Raw genomic sequence first — 18,372 nt, 5'->3', positions numbered from 1 at the left:
TTTATATCGCCTAGCGGGCACTTGGGCAAGCAAGACCGTACAAAACTTACCGAAATATGAAAAAAATAGAAGCAATAATTTTTGATTTTGACGGCACACTGGCCGAGTTGACCATCGATTTCGATGACATGAAGAAACGTCTTAAAGCCTTAGGCAGTGCTTTTCTTGATCCTTTGCCGGAAAAGGATGTTCCGGCTCTTGAATGGGTGGATTTCATTGCCGACTGCCTTGCGGAAGAAGATCCTGACCTTGGCAAGGAATTTCATACCCGCTGCCGTTTTTTGATTATCAGTATGGAAGTTGAAGCAGCCCGCCATGGAAAGTTGTTTCCATTTACCTGTGATATTCTGAACGGTTTGCGCAATTCCGGTATCAAGACCGGAATCATCACCCGCAACACCGCCTCGGCTGTTCGCGAACTTGTCCCGGAGATCAACAATCTTTCCGGCTGTTTCCTTTCCCGTGAAGATGTTCAAAACGTGAAACCGCATCCGGAACATCTTTTCAAAGCTCTTGAAGTGATTGGAGTGAATCCTGAGAACGCACTTATGGTCGGCGATCATCCCATGGATATTGAAACCGGGAAAAGAGCAGGAGCCATGACTGCAGGTGTAGCCACCGGGCGTATGTCTGTGGAAGAGCTCCGGAAAGCGGAGCCTGATTTCGTAGCTGCAAATTGTGCAGAATTAATGCAAGTTCTTGAAAATGAAGGATTAGTTGTAAACAATTTGTAGTTTAAAATTGTTCAAAACATTAATTTAACCCCATTTAGTACCCATTCATAATACTAAAAGAACCGGAGCCATGTTCTTAATTGAAGTTACCCGGGGGGGATGTCAGTGGAAGTGGTTAAATTAATGATGGCTGATTTTGACGTTTCGTTTTGTGCATAATTAAGATAAATATCTAAAAAATAAGAATTAGTTATAAACAATTTGTAGCGATAAATTGTTCAAAAAAAAGGGCGCAGTATCTTTGCAGATACTGCGCCCTATGTTTTGGAACATGTTATTTAAGCTAAATAGTAACCAATTTATAGTTACGAGAACCGAGTCCGATTTCCTCAGCATACTTGAGTCCGAAAGAGTCCGGGGTATCTGGTGCAAGTGCTTTGAATTTATCATCACCTTTGCTGAGTCCGTCAGGAAGCCGGCTGGGGTAGAGCGGAGGTGCTGCATTGATCATATCAAGTGAAGCCTGATCCACTGCAACCGGGTCGGATGAAATCATAACTCCGAGATCGGGACAGATGGGCGCATCGCTATAGCCGTGGCAATCACAGTCCGGGGTAATGTTCATCAGGAAGTTGATGTGCATGGCCGGACGCTTGAGGTTATCCAGAATGGCTTTGTTGTACTCAATGAGACGCTTGGTGAAGATATCAACATCACTTTTCCAGTCGATGGAGATTGCGCCGTAGCGGCAGGACAGGAAACAGCGTCCGCATCCGGTACACTTGCCACCCATGATAATTTTTCCTTCATCATCCAGATCAAGTGCCTTGGCAGCACATTCGGTTATGCAAACCCCGCATCCGGTACATTTTTCAGGGTGCAGGTGCGGACCTGTGGAAACATGGATGTGCATTTTACCTTTTTTGGAGGCACAGCCCATACCGATATTTTTGATGGCTCCGCCGTAGCCGGCAAGGCCGTGGCCTTTAACGTGGTTGAGGGTGACCATCATGTCTGTTTCCATGAACATGCCGCCCACGTGTGCTTCAGAGATGTGTTCGCCTGCATAGGGAATGGTGGTTTCATATTCACCGCGCAAACCGTCTGCAAACATTACCGGAGCACCGACCACGTTGGGATCATAGCCATGACGTGCGGCCAGCAGTCCGTGAGAAACGGATTCCCCACGGTCTCCAACGTAAAGGGTGCTGGTGTCAGTAAAGAAAGGTTTAGCACCTGCTTTTTTCAGAAAATCCACGATGGGACGCAGATTAAGTGCATTAAGATAACCGGTGTTTCCGCTTTCCCCGAAATGAACTTTCAGAGCAACAAGGTTACCCGGATCAATAATAGCATTCAGGCCGGACTGCTTGAGCAATTTTTTCATTTTCAAAGCATGCGGAGATTTGCGTGTAGTACGCAAATTCCAGAAATATACTTTGGACATAACTCTTTCCCCTCTGCTTAATAAAATATGTAAATCATTTCCCTGACTGTTTTTGCGGGGTTAAGGTATAATTTGCTTTGAATATTGTCTATTTCAAAAGAACAGGCTTAAAACATAAATTTGTGCATAAATGATCGGGTAGCTTTCAGCACTCAGTTGATTTATATAACGAAGAGAATGAGATAGGGAATGCGGATAAATTGAATATTCAGGAGTTTGAAAATGCACTTACTGAAAAGGGTTCTGGTGACCGGGGGAGCAGGTTTTCTGGGCACACATCTTTGTGAACGTCTGCTTGCTGAAGGGTGTGACGTGATCTGTGTGGATAATTTTTTTACCGGGACCAAATCCAATGTGACTCATCTTTTGAGTAACCCTAATTTTGAGATAATCCGGCATGATGTAACTTTTCCGCTCTATCTGGAAATTGACGAAATCTACAATCTGGCCTGTCCTGCCTCACCGATCCATTACCAGCATGACCCAGTGCAGACTACCAAGACTTCCGTACATGGTGCTATCAACATGCTCGGCCTTGCCAAGCGTACCAGGGCAAAAATATTTCAGGCCTCCACATCAGAAGTCTATGGCGATCCCGAAGTGCATCCGCAGCCTGAAACATATGTTGGGAGTGTAAACCCCATCGGTCCTCGTTCCTGCTACGATGAAGGGAAGCGTTGTGCTGAAACGCTTTTTTTCGACTACTACCGTCAGCACAAAGTGAACATCAAAGTAGGCCGTATTTTCAACACTTACGGTCCAATGATGCATCCCAATGATGGTCGTGTAGTTTCAAATTTCATTACCCAAGCCCTGCTCGGAAAACCCATCACAATTTACGGTGACGGCTCTCAGACTCGTTCATTCTGTTACGTAGACGATATGATTGAAGGTTTTCTGACTCTTATGGCAACTCCTGATGAAGTGACCGGGCCGGTAAACCTCGGTAATCCGACAGAATTTTCTATTCTCGAGTTGGCTGAAAAAGTTATCGAACTCACCGGATCAAAATCAGAACTCATTTTCAAGCCTCTGCCCGGAGATGATCCCAAGCAGCGCAAGCCTGATATCACTCGCGCAAAAGAACTCGGCTGGGAACCTACCATACAGCTCGAAAAAGGATTGGTCAGCACTATTGAATATTTCAAGACCTTGGATTTGGAATCTATATTTAAGTAGATGCTGCTCCGTTAGTTTATTTTCAATAAAAAAGTCCGCAATATCAAATAGATGTTGCGGACTTTTTTTTAGTATTTTGAAGAAACTATTTTTTATAAATAGCACCAGTTGATGCTGAAGTTACGTTCTGGCTGTAGCGCTTGAGGAATGCGGAGGGCATTTCCTTTTCAATGGGCTTGAATTCAGCGCGGCGTTTTTTCATTTCAGCTTCATCGAGCTTCACGTTGATGGAACGGCCGGGGATGTCGATTTCGATTACATCGCCAGTCTGAACAAGGCCGATTGCGCCGCCGGAAGCTGCTTCTGGGGAAACGTGCCCGATGGCTGCGCCGCGGGTACCGCCGGAAAAACGTCCGTCAGTGATCAGGGCTACGTCTGCGCCGAGTCCCATACCTGCGATTGCAGAGGTGGGGGTCAGCATTTCACGCATACCGGGACCGCCTTTAGGTCCTTCATAAAGGATAACTACAGCGTCACCTTTGATGATCTGGTTGCCGAGAATCGCTTCAACAGCTTCTTCTTCGGAATTGAAGACCTTGGCGTTGCAGGTGCGTTTCATCATTTCAGGTGCCACTGCGGACTGCTTAACTACGCAGCCGTCTTCAGCAATGTTACCGAACAGAACAGCGATTCCACCTTCATTGGAGTAAGGATCATCAACCGGACGCACAATTTTGTGGTCCTTGATTCCTGCGTTCAGTTCCTTGAGGTTTTCACCAACGGTTTTACCGGTAACGGTCAGCGGATCAAGATCGATGCGGCCTGTTTTGGAAAGTTCGGCCATTACACCCTGAATACCGCCTGCTGCGTTGAGATCTTCGATGTGATCGGGACCGGCCGGGGAAAGTTTACAGAGGTTTGGGGTATTGCGGCTGATTTCATCAAATACAGTCAGGTCCAGTTTAAGGCCTGCCTCATTGAAGATAGCGGGCAGGTGCAGCACGGTATTGGTGGAGCAGCCCAGAGCCATGTCCATGGTTACTGCGTTTTTGAGGCTTTTCTCGGTAACAATATCGCGCGGTTTGATGTCTTTTTCGAGCAGGGTCATGATCTGGGAACCAGCTGCTTTGGCAAGACGGGTGCGCTCGGCCATGACTGCGGGTATGGTGCCGTTGCCGGGAAGGGCCAGACCGATGGTCTCGGAGAGACAGTTCATGGAGTTCGCGGTGAACATACCGGAACAGGAGCCGCAGGTGGGGCAGGCGCTCTGTTCGAGTACGGAAAGTTCGTCTTCGCTCATGTTTCCGGTCTTAACCTGACCGACACCTTCGAATACGGTGATCAGGTCGACCTTTTTGCCGTCTTTGCGGCCTGCGAGCATGGGACCGCCGCTTATGACGATGGTCGGAATGTTCAGGCGCAGGGCAGCCATGAGCATGCCGGGTACGATTTTATCACAGTTGGGGATGAGTACCAGTGCATCAAAGGGATGCGCAGTAGCCATGATTTCGATGGAATCGGCAATAATTTCACGGCTGGGCAGGGAGTAACGCATGCCCGCGTGGTTCATGGCCAGACCGTCACAGACGCCGATGGCAGGAAATTCCATGGGGACACCGCCGGCAAGACGCACGCCGTCTTTTACCGCACGAGTGATGGTGTGCAAATGTACGTGACCGGGAATGATCTCGTTGGCTGCGTTACAGATACCGATCAGCGGACGGTTGACCTCGTCCTTGGACATGCCCAGTGCGTAAAGCAGGGAACGGTGCGGGGCTTTCTCCAGCCCTCCTGTCATTTTTTTACTTCTCATGGTGGTTCTCTCCTGATGGGTATGCCTCCGGCGGCTCTTCGAGGACCCTGCCGGGGGCCTTAAACTTTTTATTAGTTTTTAGTTGAAATAACTTTGAATATCGTAATTGTTTGTTGCAAAACAATTAGTTGTGTTGAAGTAGGCGAAGCCCTAACGAAAGTTTTTGAAGAGTCCAGAGAAACTTTTTCCAAAAAGTTTCTTTGGTCCCCGAAGGGCCGCCGGAGGCTAAATTAATTCTTAACAGCCACAAAGCTGCTCAGCATTCCGATCAGGGTGACGGTTCCTGCCAGTATAAGGCATTGTTCAGGGGGCAGGAAGGTCAATTTCATGAATAGCGGCGGAAAGTTCAGGATATCTGTGAAAAGTTGCTGGGCAGCGTATAGGATACCTAGGGCTGTTGAACTTCCGACGAGTCCGAGCAGTGCCCCTCCGGTTAGGAGCGGAAGGCGAATAAACCATTGCTTGGCGCCCACGAGATAGAGGATTTCTATTTCGTCTTTGCGGGTCATGAGCGAGAGGCGCATGGTGTTTCCAACAACCAGTGCGACTATCAGTCCGAGAAAGGCTATTATGGGCCAGACTATGGATTGGGTCAGGCTGATCCAGCCTCGTGCAAGGTCAATCTGCAGGGGATTGTAATGCACCTTGTCCACAAAGGGAAGTGCTTTAAGGTCATGCAGTAAATCTGCGGCCCAACGTTCGTTTTCTACACCCGGTTCAACAGAAAATGAGAGTAGGGCGGTAGGCGGAAGGGGATTCCGCGATTTACCGAGCCATGAAAAATCGTCACTGTCGCTGAGTGCTTCGGAAAGCTGTCTGAGGGCATTTTCCGGGGTGAAGGTGCGAATGTCTTTGAGGCCTTCGATATTTTGCAGGTCGGCCCATTGTTTTTTGTAGTCTTCCGCCGGGGTGTTTGAAGCCCAGAAAATCTGGATTTCAACCTGTCCCTTGCTCTTGAGGAGTTCCTGATTGACGTTATGCAGGGTGAGCATGAACAGTCCGGCCATGATGGAGACCATGGTCACAGCTACAAGGGTGAAAATATTTGCCCAAGGATGTAACCCCAGATCGCGGATACCCCGTCCGATGAGTCTGAAGAAGAGTGCTAACATGGGCAAAGCTCCGAGGTCAGGTATTCCGGAGGTTCGCTGAGTTGTCCGTCTTCAAGGTGGATGATTCTGGCATCAGGAACGCAGCGCAGGATTTCTCTGCTGTGGGTGGCCATGACAACTGTAGTTCCGTGGGTATGGAATTGTTTGAATACATCCATCAGGTGCAGGGAAAGTTCAAAGTCGAGGTTTCCGGTAGGTTCGTCGGCAATGATGAGTTTGGGATTGACTACCATGGCTCGGGCAATGGCTACCCGCTGCTGTTCACCGCCGGAAAGACTGCTGCATTTTGAATAACTTTTCTTTTCAAGGCCTAAGGCGCGGATGATGGCCCGGACCCTTTTATCAACAACTGCTTTGGGCATACTGCGTACGGTCAGGGCGAGGGATACATTTTCGTATACTGAACGGTTGGGCAGGATTTTGAAATCCTGAAAGACAACGCCCAGCTCGCGGCGCAGCATGGGGATCTGACCGCGCTTGATATTATGCAGGTCATACCCGGCAACGCTAGCCTGACCACGGGTCAGGGGCAGGGCGCCGTAAAGCAGGCGCATGAGGGTAGTCTTACCTGCACCGGAATGTCCGGTCAGGAAGATGAATTCCCCTTTCTGAATGTGCAGGGATATATCCTTCAGTGCCCAGTTGGAGCCGAAGTTATATGAAAGCCGGTTAAGCCGGATCATTTAATTCACCGTGGAAAAGGGCTAGAATTTAACCGTCAGTTTCTGGCCGTCGGAAGTGGTACAGGCACCTGTTCCACCACCTTCGAATTCCTTAAGTTGGTCTTTTAATTCAAAGTTGCATTTCATGCTGACGCCGTCATGGCTGTACAGGGTGACGGTTCTTTTGTGATATCCAATATCGCCGTTGAAAATTGTTTCATCGGGCATTTGGGCTTTAATAGTGTATGCTTCCAGTTCCGGACGTTTGTTAGCGGTCATTTCTACCACACCGAGGGAAGTTCCTTTTTCGGAAGTGACTTCTCCTTTCATCATTACGGGCGCGCAGGCAGCAAGACTCAACAGCAGGACGATCAAAATAGAAAATCTGTAAATCATATTATTAAACTCCTCGATTGGGGTTGTAGCAGGGGTGGGGCTGTTTTGCAAAAAACATTATATTAAGCGGTTCCTAAGACCTCTGTTTCGGTAAACGGTCAAAAAGCAGAGTTGTAAAGTGGGAAATGTACCACAGAGAGATTTACGTTTTTGCTGTTTTCAATTAAGTTCCCGAATAGAGCATGGACCTTAATGACAATCCTGACAATTATGCGCCTTTTGGACGCATCTTTAGATTAAGTGTTGTGACTTTGATTAGATCAGTTACGGTGTATGCTTAAATATCGTCAATGGCCGTGGATTAACATATAACTTAAGCAGCAGGAAAGAGATATGAAAATTTCTGAAAGACTTATGAGGGCTAAACCGTCAGCAACTCTGGCTGTAAACGCCAAGGCACAGGAACTGCGCGCACAGGGTAAGGAAATTGTCAGCCTTGCAGTTGGTGAACCTGATTCCCCCACTCCGGAACATGTCTGCGAAGCCATGAAAAAGGCTGTTGATGATGGATTTCATCGCTACACCGCTGTTCCCGGACTCCCTGAACTGCGTACAGCTGTAGCTAATTATTACGGTAAATTCTATGGTGCAAAGGCTGAAGCTGAAAATACTATTATCAGCAACGGCGGTAAGCATTCTCTATACAACCTGTTCATGGCCCTCATTGATCCGGGTGATGAAGTGCTTATTCCTGCTCCCTATTGGGTAAGTTATCCGGCCATGGTCGAGCTGGCTGAAGGTAAGCCGGTTATCGTACCCACAACCGCTGAGTCCGGTTTTCTGGCTGAGATCAAGGATCTTGAAGCAGCTTGTACTGAAAAGACCAGACTGCTGATCCTGAACACTCCCTCCAACCCCACCGGCGGACACTACCCACAGGCACAGCTGGATGAGATCGCAAACTGGGCCAAGTCCAAAGGCATATTTATTGTTTCCGATGAAGTTTATGACCGTCTGGTCTACAAGCCTGCTCAGTATTCCACCCTTGCTAACTTCTGGGAAAAGAACCCTGAAGATGTAGCTATTGTCGGCGCTCTTTCCAAGAGCTTCGCCATGACCGGCTGGCGTGTGGGAACCACTCTTGCCCATGCCGATCTGGTTAAAGCCATGGTCAAGATTCAGGGGCAGTCCACTTCCAACGTAAATACCATGGCTCAGAAAGCAGCCTTGGCCGCTTTCGAAGGTCCGTGGGATCTTATTGATGAAATGTGCGTTAAGTTCCAGCGGCGCCGTGACCTTGCTTACGACATCATCACCGCATGGCCCGGTGTTATCTGCCCGAAACCGGATGGAGCTTTCTATCTCTTCCCGGTTCTGGATACTTTCTTCACTGAAGAAACACCTGATTCCGCTTCCATGTGTACCAAGATTCTGGAAGAAGCCGGAGTTGCTCTTGTGCCCGGTTCTGCTTTCGGTGATGACCGCTGCATCCGCTTCTCTTACGCTGTGGATGATGAAGTGCTCAAAAATTCACTGGAAAAAATCGGCAAAGTGTTGATGGGAAAATAAAAAGAAAGTAAAGATAGTCATATTTGATTGATGAAAAAATCAACCTCTCCCGGAATTACTTCCGGGAGAGGTTGCAACTCATACCAAGGGAGATCGAATATGGCTGCTAATATTCTTGATTGGACCGACAGCTGGTACGAACGTCTTGATTCTGAATCCCATTGCGACTCCGCAGCATCCATTGCCGCAAGATTCAGCGGAGAAGTTGCCGAAGGCAAGCTTCCTTTCTGCTCCATGCCTTTTATGGCGTCCCTGCTTCACGATCTGGACGGTCTTGAAGATTACGTAAAAAGTTTTGACCATATGCTTCTGCTGGGCATCGGTGGTTCCGCTCTGGGCGCAAGAGCCTTGCAGAAAGCATTTTTCCCACAGCAGGACCAGCCCGGACACGAAGGGCCTTGGCTCTGGATTGCGGACAATGTCTGCTCCAAGACTTTAGATGCCTACCTCGAAAAACTTCCCCTTGAAAAGACTCTGGTAGCGGTTGTCTCCAAATCCGGCGGGACAATCGAAACAATCAGTCAGTATTTCCTTGTTCGCGATAAGCTCAAGCAGGACTTGGGTGACAACTGGAGCCGCAACCTCCTTTTTGTAACCGATAAGGAAAAGGGTTTTCTGCGTGAACAGGCCGATGAATTTTCCGTACGCACCCTTGAAGTTCCTGATTATCTAGGCGGCAGGTATTCCGTACTTTCAGCTGTCGGACTGCTTCCGGCCATGTTCATGGGCATCGATTACCGTTCGCTGGTAGAAGGTGCTTCCGCAGTACTTTCGCCTTTGGCATCACCTAGTCTTAATGGCGATACATTGAGTAGCCATCCGGCATTTAAAATGGCCTGCTGGGCTTCCGGTTTAATGAGCGAAGGCTACAACGAACTGATCTTCTTTTCTTATATTCCGCAATGGGCTTGCTTCGGGCAATGGTTTGCCCAGCTCTGGGCTGAAAGTCTCGGCAAGGAAGGCAAGGGCAGCCAGCCGCTTCCGGCGATCGGGGCCACGGACCAGCATTCGGTTAATCAGATGTTTCTGGACGGTCCGCGCAACAAAGGTTGCCTGTTTCTGACCTGCCCCTCTTTACCTGAAGGTGCTTACTTCCCGGAGGACATCCCGGAAAACTTCGCTTATCTCAAGGGTAAAAATTTTGGCGAGCTGATTCATGCTGAAGGTCTCGGAACAAAAATGGCCCTTGCCGCAAATAAAGTCCCGCTTGTTGAAATGCAGATGGGGGAAGATTCCGAAGAAGCCGCAGGAAGGCTTATGGGTTTGCTTATGGCTGCGACCATTTTTACCGGCTGGCTGATCGAGATCAATCCCATTGATCAGCCAGCAGTAGAGATGGGTAAGCTTTTAGCCAAAGCCAGACTCGGGGCTGATGGACTGCAGAAAGAAAAAGACAGCCTCAATTCATTCTTGAATACAAAGCGTGAAGAGCAGGAATTCTAAATATTACAAAACTTAACTTAAATTTGAATCGGTCGTCTTTTTGATAGGGCGGCCGATTTGCTTTTGCTGCCGAAGGCTTATAAGTAATAACTACATAATTTAAGCTGCCCGGAGGCATCTTTGGACTCACAACATCAAGATTTGCAAGTTAAATCATTCCAGCTTGTTAAGCTTCTTTCTTGGACTTTGCTGATTGTTATCATTGCCAGCAGTCTTGGACTTTCTGTTTTTTTGGCAAAACATGCGGACGAAACCCTTCTGGAAAAACAGAAGGAATTCGCCCTCTTGCAGGCTGAGAACTTGAACCACCAGATTTACCGCCGTTTTATCCTGCCTACACTTATTGGTTACGGACGTATCGGATTGAAAAATAAGGAACAGATGGAGCGCTTGGATCAGGTGGTGCGTTCCACCGTGCACAGCTTCAAGGTTAATGAAGTGCGTATCTATGATCCGGAACTCACAGTCTCATATTCGACAGATACCGAGAATATTGGAAAAGTTGACCTTGCGGGTGAGTTTATCAAGCAGGTTTTAGACAGCGGAAAACCGCGCTATGAATTCATTAGTAAAAAGTCCACCCTGGCTTTGATTTTTGATTTTCACATGCGTCCCGGAACAATGCAGCTCAAGATTGTTTATCCCCTGCGTTCGGAAAAGAGCCTTAACATTGATGAAAATGTAATCATGGGCGTGATGGAGCTGACTCAGGATATTACCGAGGATTACCAGTCAGTTATAAATTTTGAGCGTTTGATCCTGTTCACTTCCAGTTTTTCGGCGCTTATCCTGTTTGCCACCATCATGGCTATCATTCGCCGTGCTGATATTATTAATGAACAGCGCATGCAGGAACGCAGACAGTTTGAAAAAGAGCTTAACCAGAGTGAAAAATTGGCCAGTATCGGGCGTATGGTTTCCGGGGTAGCCCATGAAATTCGCAACCCGCTGGGCATTATCCGCTCCAGTTCGGAGCTTTTGCTCAAAAGGATGAAGGAAAGCGACCCGGTTAATGTTAAGATTCTGGGTGCTATTCATGAGGAAACCAAACGGTTGAGCCGCACGGTTAGCGATTTTCTTGATTACGCAAGGCCGCGTAAGATTGCCATGACTGCCCTTGATCCGGCTGATCTTCTGGACAAGATATACATGTTCCTGGAATCCAAATGTCGTGAAAGCAATATTGAGCTTCAGCGGGACTACCTGCCGGGCCATCAGGTCTGCGGCGATGAAGATTTGCTCTATCGTGCTTTTTATAATCTCATCGGCAACGCCATGCAGGCTGTGGATAAAGATGGGCATATCAATGTTTCCATTAATGAAGCAGAGAATGGGATAAGCGTGGTTGTATCTGATTCCGGGCCGGGATTTCCGGTTGAGATAATCGAGAAGGTTAAAGACCCGTTTTTTACTACTAAGGATAACGGAACAGGCTTGGGGCTTGCAATTGTGACTAATATTGTGGAAAGCCATAACGGAAAGCTGCGCATCGGGAACAATCCTGAAGGCGGGGCGCGTTTGGAAATATTTTTACCTGAAAAGAAAGACTGCTAGAAAATGCCTGCAAATATACTCATACTGGACGACGAACAGAACTACCTGCTCATTCTGGAAGCTCTGCTTTCAGATGAAGGCTATACCATTACTGCTCTTTCCGACCCGGAAACAGGGCTGGCTTACCTTGATGAATCGGAAGTTGATCTGGTCATCACTGACATGAAGATGCCTAAGCTGACCGGGCAGGATGTGTTGGAGCATGTGAAAAAGAATTTTCCGCACATCCCGGTGATCATCATGACCGCTTTCGGCTCCATTGAATCTGCTGTTGAGGCCATGAAAATAGGTGCCTTTGACTACATTACCAAGCCTTTTGCCAACGAAGAACTGCTTCTTTCTGTGACCAAGGCTGCTCAGTTTGCCAAGGCACAGCAGGAAAACAGGCAGCTCCGCGAGCAGATCAAGGATCGTTATTCTCCCAGCAACATTATTGGTCGTTCCAAACCCATGTTGCAGGTCTTTGACATGATCAGCAAAGCCGCTCCGGGGAGCTCTACCGTACTGGTTACCGGGGAATCTGGAACAGGTAAGGAACTGGTGGCGCAGGCTATCCATCAGGCTTCACCGCGTTGCGACAAGCCTTTTGTTTCAGTCAACTGCATGGCTTTTAACGCCGGGGTGCTGGAGAGCGAACTTTTCGGGCATGAAAAAGGCTCATTCACTGGAGCCGTGGCCCGCAAGCGTGGACGTTTCGAAGCTGCTGATCAAGGAACACTTTTTCTCGATGAAATTGGTGAAATTTCCCATGATATGCAGGTCAAGCTGCTGCGTGTGTTGCAGGAAAAGACCATTGAACGCGTAGGTGGGGGCGAACCTATAAAGGTGAACATCCGCATTGTTGCTGCTACTAACAAGAATCTTAAAGAAGCAGTGGAAAACGGTGAGTTTCGCGAAGATCTTTATTACCGTCTCAACGTAGTCAGCATCGAAATGCCGCCCCTGCGTGAGCGTCGCGAGGATATTCCTTTCCTCGTGGATCATTTCCTTGCTACCTATTCCGCTGACAATAATAAGGAATTTGACGGTTTTGCTCCGGCAGCCATGGATTACATGACCGCCTACGAGTGGCCCGGAAACGTGCGCCAGTTGCAGAACGTTGTGGAACGTTGTGTTGTTCTTTCATCCGGCACAGTCATTGAGACCGAAGACCTGCCCGCCGAAATCAAGGATGAGGAAGCGCAGTTCAAGAGTGCGGTGGACTTGCTGCCAGCAAAGCTCAATCTTGCTGATACATTGGATAAGATCGAAGCTACATTGGTACGCAGGGCGCTGGTGGCCAGTAACTTCGTCAAGGTCGATGCTGCTGACATGCTCGGCATCTCCAAGAGTCTTTTGCAGTATAAGCTGAAGAAATATAAGATTACAGGAAAGTAAATATATTGTTAAATAATTAAAGCGCACAGTCTGTGAAGGTTGTGCGCTTTTTTATTTTGAAAGTTGTTTTTAGAAGCTAAATGCGAAGCTTATTAAATGTTTTTGGGATTCTTAAACCCTTTTGCAAAAGGGTTTAAGCCGCCGGAGGCATTAAAAATGATAATACATAGTCGTCATGGCAGAATACTTTGTGTGATCCGAGAGGTCATTATGCTCGCGGGCGCGTTCCTGCAAGACATCATCACGGTACTCAAAGACATTAACCAGAAATCCTGCCTTGTCCTTGGTGATGAATAGGCCCTCACGCTTTCCGTTCTTGTAGTTCATCTCATCCTTTACGTTGCCGTTACGGTGAAAGGTAAAGGACTTGCCGTCTAACTGGGCCTGTTCGTTGTAATGACGCATTTCCCGGATCTTGCCGTTATCAAAGTACTCGTAATTGTATCCGGCCTTGTCGCGGCCTACGAAGAACTTTTGCTTGATCTTGCCGTTGGGCCAGTAGAGGGAATGGTATCCGTATATCATGCCGTTGCGGTTGGTGCCCTTCTCACGCATTTTGCCGTCAGGGTAGTAGTGGTAGAACCTGCCGTTCATGACTCCATTCTTAATCACAATACGGCTCTTGGGGAATTGGTGTCCTGAGTCGTAATATTCGGTATAGATTCCGCTGAATGGCTTATTTGAATCAATAAGGACTATCTTGTCATGTTCAAAGCTTAGTTCGTAGAAAGTTGCTTCCTGCTGACTGCATGCGGTCAGCAGCATTAAAAACAGGGCCATTAAATAAAGCAGCAACTTTCTGAGCATAGACACCTCAACTTTTTTCTTACCAGCTCACGGGTAATCTCACTTTCTTTTTCTCTTTATTAGTAAATAGCACGTATCCGTTCTCTTTGCCAAACAGGTAGACATCACGGGTCACGGCCACGTCCTGCTTGCAGTATTCGGTGATCAGGTCCAGACGTCCTTCTTTCCACCATTCAAGGGCCTGTAAACCGTCCGCGCTTTTGGCTGCATCAAGGGTGGCTTGAGCAATATTGTCCAGCTTGAGACGGTAACCCAGCCTTTCGTAGACCTTGAGCAGCAGGTCAAGAGTAGGCAGACCTTTGTAGTTAAAGGGGTGAATGCCGGAAAGGACTTTGTAGTCAAAGCGTTCGATGTTGAAGCCGATGATCAGGTCCAGCTTCTGAACACGCTCCATCATTTCCGGGATCTGCTCTTCCTCGTATTCGAAAAATTTGTCTTCAGTGGAATCGTAGAGCACAGCAATGGATATGCCCATGCGTTCGGCCTTGTTCCAGCCGCCTACTTCCTGCGCCGAGCGACGGGTTTCCACATCGAGAACGCCGAAGCTTTTGGGTTCTTTGGAGTTTTCTTCCTTTTTTACATCTTCGCCGAAGGGAACCAGTATCATAGATAAATCCTCTATTTTTTCCGGTGGTTGTCCGTTGACTATGTTTTCCAGTACGTAGATGGCAGCGGCCTTGTCGATGGGCCTGTTGCCGGAGCCGCATTTGGGGGAATGCACACAGGTGGGGCAGCCCAGTTCGCATTCACAGTCTACGATGACCTGTAAGGTGCGTTCAAGGAGTTCTTCGGCCTGTGCAAAGGCCTGCATGGTCAGTCCTGCGCCTCCGGGGATACCGTCGTAGATAAATACAGCTGGACCATCGACCTGCTCGTGCATGGGCGTGGAAATACCGCCTAAATCATTGCGGTCGGTGAGTACCAGCAGAGGCGTAATGCCGATGGCCGCATGTTCCACGGCATGGATACCGCCCATGAAGTGAATGAAATCTTCTTCGGCTCTGCGTTTGATTTCCGGTGAAATTTCCATCCATAGCCCTTGGGTTTCAAAAACTACCGGGGGCATGTCCAGAGGAACTATTCCAAGCAGTTTACCGCCCTTCACAGCCCGTTTTTCATATCCGGTGACCTGTTCGGTTACCCGCAGTCTTCCGAAGCGCATGACAATGCCGAAGACTTTTTTCTGGGAAATGACTTCGAGTATTTCCGTGGATTTGTTTTTGCGGGCTTTGGTGTAATAGCCGACACGTTCCTTGGAAGCCTTGATTTTATTGGCACCGAGGTCTAGTTCCTTGATGGCATAGGTAGAGCCTCGGTGGATGTAGACTGCGCCTTCATGTGCCTCGGAGTAAGCCCGCACTTCATCAATGGTCCCGATGGTCGATCCGTTTGCAGAATCTTCAATGTGCATGGTCGATCCGGCTCCGCGCAGGGATACATCACGATGCGGACGCTTGCGGGTGGAGTATATTTCATCTCCGCGTTTGTTGCGTAGTAGAATCCCTTCCTTTTCAAGCTCGGTGACCCGTTGTTTGATTTCTTCGTCGCGAAGCAGATAGTCATTGTCGCGCAGGGTTAATTCCGCTGCTGCGCAGACCAGATGGCGCTGCATGATTACCGGGTTGTAAGGATTGAGCACCGCATTTTCCGCAGGTCGTGAAAAGAAATCGTCCGGGTTGCGCATGAAATATTGGTCGAGGGCGTCTTCCTGCCCGATGAGGATGACAGCTGATTCGCGCTGGCTGCGCCCTACACGGCCTCCACGCTGGAGCGTAGCCATGACTGAGCCGGGATAGCCCACAAGGATGCAGAGATCGAGTCCACCGATGTCTATGCCCAATTCGAGGGCGCTGGTTGAAATAACCGCCAGCAATTCCCCGGAAGACATCTTCTGTTCGATCTCACGTCTCTCCTCGGGCAGGAATCCGGCCCGGTAGGCGCTGATGCGGTCCTTGTATTCACCGGCCTTATCATTGACCCACATGGCGATGAGTTCGGTCATCTTGCGAGATTGGGTATAGACTATTGTGCGCAGGCCACGGGCCAGCCCTGCTTTGAGTAGTTGGATGGCTGCACTGTATGGCGAAACCACGGGATTGAAGAAAATGTAATTGCGTTTACCGGAAGCGGCCCCGGATTCGGTGATGGGGTTCACTTCCAGTCCGGTCAGGTCGTGGCAGAGTTCCGCAGGGTTACCCACGGTGGCGGAGGAAAAAATAAAAGAGGGATTGGCCCCGTAATATTTGCAGATACGCAGTAGGCGACGGAAAACCATGGCCATGTGCGACCCCATTACTCCCCGGTAGGTGTGGACCTCATCTACCACGATGTGAGTTAGTCCGGCTAAAAATGGAGCCCATTTTTCATGGTAGGGCAGCATGGACAGGTGCAGCATTTCCGGGTTGGTCAGGATTACTGCGGGTGGTGTATCGCGGATTTTCTTGCGTCTGTATGGGGAGGTGTCTCCATCATAGATGGCTGCTTCGGGCCGGGCGTGTTCAGGTAGCAGGGCAGCCATTTCATTAAAGGTCTTGAGCTGGTCCTGTGCCAGGGCCTTGAGCGGGAAAAGATAGAGGGCGTGGGAATCAGGATCGCGCAGACATTGTTCCAGCACAGGCAGGTTGTAGGTCAGGGTCTTGCCGCTGGCCGTTGGGGTGGCGACCACTACATTGCGTCCGGCACGGGCGTAATCAGTGGCTTCAGCCTGATGGGAATAGAGCTGCTCAATATTCCTAAATCCGAGTACGGAATTTACCGAAGGTGAAAAAGGTCGGCGCGGCTCGCCGTAGGATGGATCAGTTCCGTCCATGGTCCGGTGGTGGACTACTTGATCGCCCATGGTTGGTGAAGCAAGCAGGGAGTTGATGTATTCTTGTATTCTGTCTTGGTTCTGCATCAGGTGAATAGAGTCATATCGTAATCAAAATTCGTCAAGAAAAAAGGGCCGCACGTTTTCACGTGCGGCCCTTGAATAAGCTTGGTCTGTAAAGCGTAAGTTATGCTTTTACAGTCTGAGCAGCAGTTTCACCATGTTTGGCTGCGATATCAGCAGCAGCGGTGAAGATAACGTCGGTGGAGCTGTTCAGTGCGGTCTCAGCGGAGTCCTGAATTACACCAACGATGAAACCTGCAGCAACAACCTGCATGGAGATTTCGTTGGGAACACCGAAGAGGGAGCATGCGAGGGGGATCAGCAGCAGGGAGCCGCCGGCAACACCGGAAGCACCGCAAGCGGATACGGAAGCGATAAGGCTGAGCAGTAGTGCGGTTGCAATGTCAACCTGAATGCCGAGGGTATGTACAGCAGCAAGGGTCATAACGGTAATGGTGATAGCTGCGCCGCCCATGTTTACGGTAGCACCGAGGGGGATGGATACGGAATAGGTGTCTTCGTGCAGGTCGAGTTTCTTACACAGTTCCATGTTAACCGGAATGTTTGCTGCGGAGCTGCGGGTAAAGAATGCGGTGATACCGGATTCACGCAGGCAGGTGAAAACAAGTGGGTAAGGGTTGCGCTTGGTCTTGATGAAGACAATGGCGGGGTTGATTACCAGGGCGATGGTTCCCATGGAGATGAGCAGAACCATGATCAGGTGGCTGTAACCTGCCAGTGCGGAAAAACCGGTAGTCGCAATGGTGTTGGATACCAGACCGAAAATACCAAGAGGTGCAAAGCGGATAACCAGCTTAACGATTCTGGATACGCCTTCGGAAAGGTCATTCAGAACCTGTTTGGTAGCATCGCTTGAATGCTGGAAAAAGAAACCGAGAGCAAGAGCCCATGCGAGAATACCGATGAAGTTACCGGTGTAGAGGGCGTTGACCGGGTTATCCACGATCTTGAAAAGCAGGGTGTTCAGAACTTCAGCAATACCGCCGGGGGGTGTTGCACTGGTTTCAGTTGCAACAAGGGTAAGGGTGGTAGGCATGAGGAAGCTCATGGTAACAGCAACCAGTGCGGACATGAATGTTCCGATCAGGTACAGGGAAATAATGGAGCGCATGTTAGTGTGTGCGCCTTTCTTCTGGTTAGCAATAGATGCTGCTACAATTACGAAAACCAGAATGGGTGCAACTGCTTTCAGGCCTTTAACAAAAAGGCTACCCAGAAGGCTTACGGATTTTGCTGCTTCAGGAGCAACGGATGCTAGAGCAATACCTGCTGCAATACCGATCATGATCTGTACTACCAGACTGCCGGATGCAATGCGTTTAAAGATGTTGGATGATTGAGTCATTTTTATCCCCCGTGTTTTTGAAAAAAATTATGCTAGACGGTTTTGGTCATAGGTAGATGTTGAGATTCTTGTCAACATTTTTGTGTCAAATAGGTGAAAAGTTAATTTATGCCCTGCTATTTTACGCATTGAGCAAAAATTCAATAAGCAAAACACAAACATAGCTAGTTGCACAACAATGGGTTACTATTGTATGGTATAAAGTTTAAATCAAAACACTG

The 18,372-nt window shown here is 48.7% G+C and carries 14 protein-coding genes; 6 read left to right on the top strand and 8 right to left on the bottom strand.

The features are described from left to right. Positions 1-56 precede the first annotated feature (56 nt). Entirely contained in the window at positions 57-734 is a 678-nt protein-coding gene (locus tag ACO05Z_RS19815) for an HAD family hydrolase (protein WP_421903914.1), read from the top strand. Positions 735-1,017: 283 nt separating this feature from the next. Here ACO05Z_RS19815 and ACO05Z_RS19810 read toward each other — a convergent pair whose 3' ends face one another. Further along, the gene (locus ACO05Z_RS19810) at positions 1,018-2,121 is read right to left on the bottom strand and encodes a DUF362 domain-containing protein (RefSeq protein WP_421903913.1); all 1,104 of its coding nucleotides are present in this window, start codon (positions 2,119-2,121) and stop codon (positions 1,018-1,020) included. Between the two features lie 222 nt (positions 2,122-2,343). Between ACO05Z_RS19810 and ACO05Z_RS19805 the strand changes: the two genes are divergently transcribed. Continuing rightward, positions 2,344-3,300 carry a UDP-glucuronic acid decarboxylase family protein gene (locus tag ACO05Z_RS19805; RefSeq protein WP_421903912.1) on the top strand — a complete coding sequence of 319 codons (957 nt, stop codon included), beginning with the start codon at positions 2,344-2,346 and terminating at the stop codon, positions 3,298-3,300. An 85-nt stretch (positions 3,301-3,385) separates the two neighbouring features. On the opposite strand, the gene ilvD is transcribed toward ACO05Z_RS19805, so the two are convergent. From ilvD to ACO05Z_RS19785, 4 genes are all read right to left on the bottom strand, one after another. Continuing rightward, complete coding sequence (gene ilvD, locus ACO05Z_RS19800; protein ID WP_421903911.1) at positions 3,386-5,053, bottom strand: dihydroxy-acid dehydratase; 1,668 nt, start codon at positions 5,051-5,053, stop codon at positions 3,386-3,388. Between the two features lie 230 nt (positions 5,054-5,283). Beyond that, positions 5,284-6,165, bottom strand: coding sequence for a cell division protein FtsX (locus tag ACO05Z_RS19795; protein WP_421903910.1), 882 nt, complete (start codon positions 6,163-6,165; stop codon positions 5,284-5,286). Next, positions 6,159-6,848 (bottom strand): cell division ATP-binding protein FtsE, encoded by a 690-nt coding sequence (gene ftsE / locus ACO05Z_RS19790; RefSeq protein ID WP_421903909.1) that lies wholly within the window; start codon positions 6,846-6,848, stop codon positions 6,159-6,161. The genes ACO05Z_RS19795 and ftsE overlap by 7 nt, the downstream gene beginning before the upstream one ends. Before the next feature lie 21 nt (positions 6,849-6,869). After that, positions 6,870-7,223 (bottom strand): hypothetical protein, encoded by a 354-nt coding sequence (locus ACO05Z_RS19785; protein ID WP_421903908.1) that lies wholly within the window; start codon positions 7,221-7,223, stop codon positions 6,870-6,872. Positions 7,224-7,556: 333 nt separating this feature from the next. Here ACO05Z_RS19785 and ACO05Z_RS19780 point away from each other — a divergent pair, with 333 nt between their 5' ends. From ACO05Z_RS19780 to ACO05Z_RS19765, 4 genes are all read left to right on the top strand, one after another. Next, positions 7,557-8,732, top strand: coding sequence for a pyridoxal phosphate-dependent aminotransferase (locus ACO05Z_RS19780; protein WP_421903907.1), 1,176 nt, complete (start codon positions 7,557-7,559; stop codon positions 8,730-8,732). Positions 8,733-8,831: 99 nt separating this feature from the next. Continuing rightward, positions 8,832-10,175: a glucose-6-phosphate isomerase gene (locus ACO05Z_RS19775; RefSeq protein ID WP_421903906.1), complete on the top strand. Its 1,344-nt coding sequence runs from the start codon at positions 8,832-8,834 to the stop codon at positions 10,173-10,175. A 120-nt stretch (positions 10,176-10,295) separates the two neighbouring features. Beyond that, complete coding sequence (locus ACO05Z_RS19770; RefSeq protein ID WP_421903905.1) at positions 10,296-11,729, top strand: sensor histidine kinase; 1,434 nt, start codon at positions 10,296-10,298, stop codon at positions 11,727-11,729. A 3-nt stretch (positions 11,730-11,732) separates the two neighbouring features. Continuing rightward, complete coding sequence (locus tag ACO05Z_RS19765) at positions 11,733-13,106, top strand: sigma-54-dependent transcriptional regulator (RefSeq protein WP_421903904.1); 1,374 nt, start codon at positions 11,733-11,735, stop codon at positions 13,104-13,106. Positions 13,107-13,256: 150 nt separating this feature from the next. On the opposite strand, the gene ACO05Z_RS19760 is transcribed toward ACO05Z_RS19765, so the two are convergent. From ACO05Z_RS19760 to sstT, 3 genes are all read right to left on the bottom strand, one after another. After that, a complete protein-coding gene (locus ACO05Z_RS19760) occupies positions 13,257-13,913 on the bottom strand; it encodes a toxin-antitoxin system YwqK family antitoxin (RefSeq protein ID WP_421903903.1) in 657 nt (218 codons plus the stop codon). A 19-nt stretch (positions 13,914-13,932) separates the two neighbouring features. Then, positions 13,933-16,809, bottom strand: a complete 2,877-nt coding sequence (locus tag ACO05Z_RS19755) for a DEAD/DEAH box helicase (RefSeq protein WP_421903902.1) — start codon at positions 16,807-16,809, stop codon at positions 13,933-13,935. Between the two features lie 100 nt (positions 16,810-16,909). Further along, positions 16,910-18,151: a serine/threonine transporter SstT gene (gene sstT / locus ACO05Z_RS19750; RefSeq protein ID WP_421903901.1), complete on the bottom strand. Its 1,242-nt coding sequence runs from the start codon at positions 18,149-18,151 to the stop codon at positions 16,910-16,912. Positions 18,152-18,372 lie beyond the last annotated feature (221 nt).

It is taken from the genome of Maridesulfovibrio sp. (genome assembly GCF_965230075.1).
In the GTDB taxonomy this organism is placed as follows: Bacteria; Desulfobacterota; Desulfovibrionia; order Desulfovibrionales; family Desulfovibrionaceae; genus Maridesulfovibrio.
This window is presented reverse-complemented; position numbering and strand designations above follow the sequence as displayed.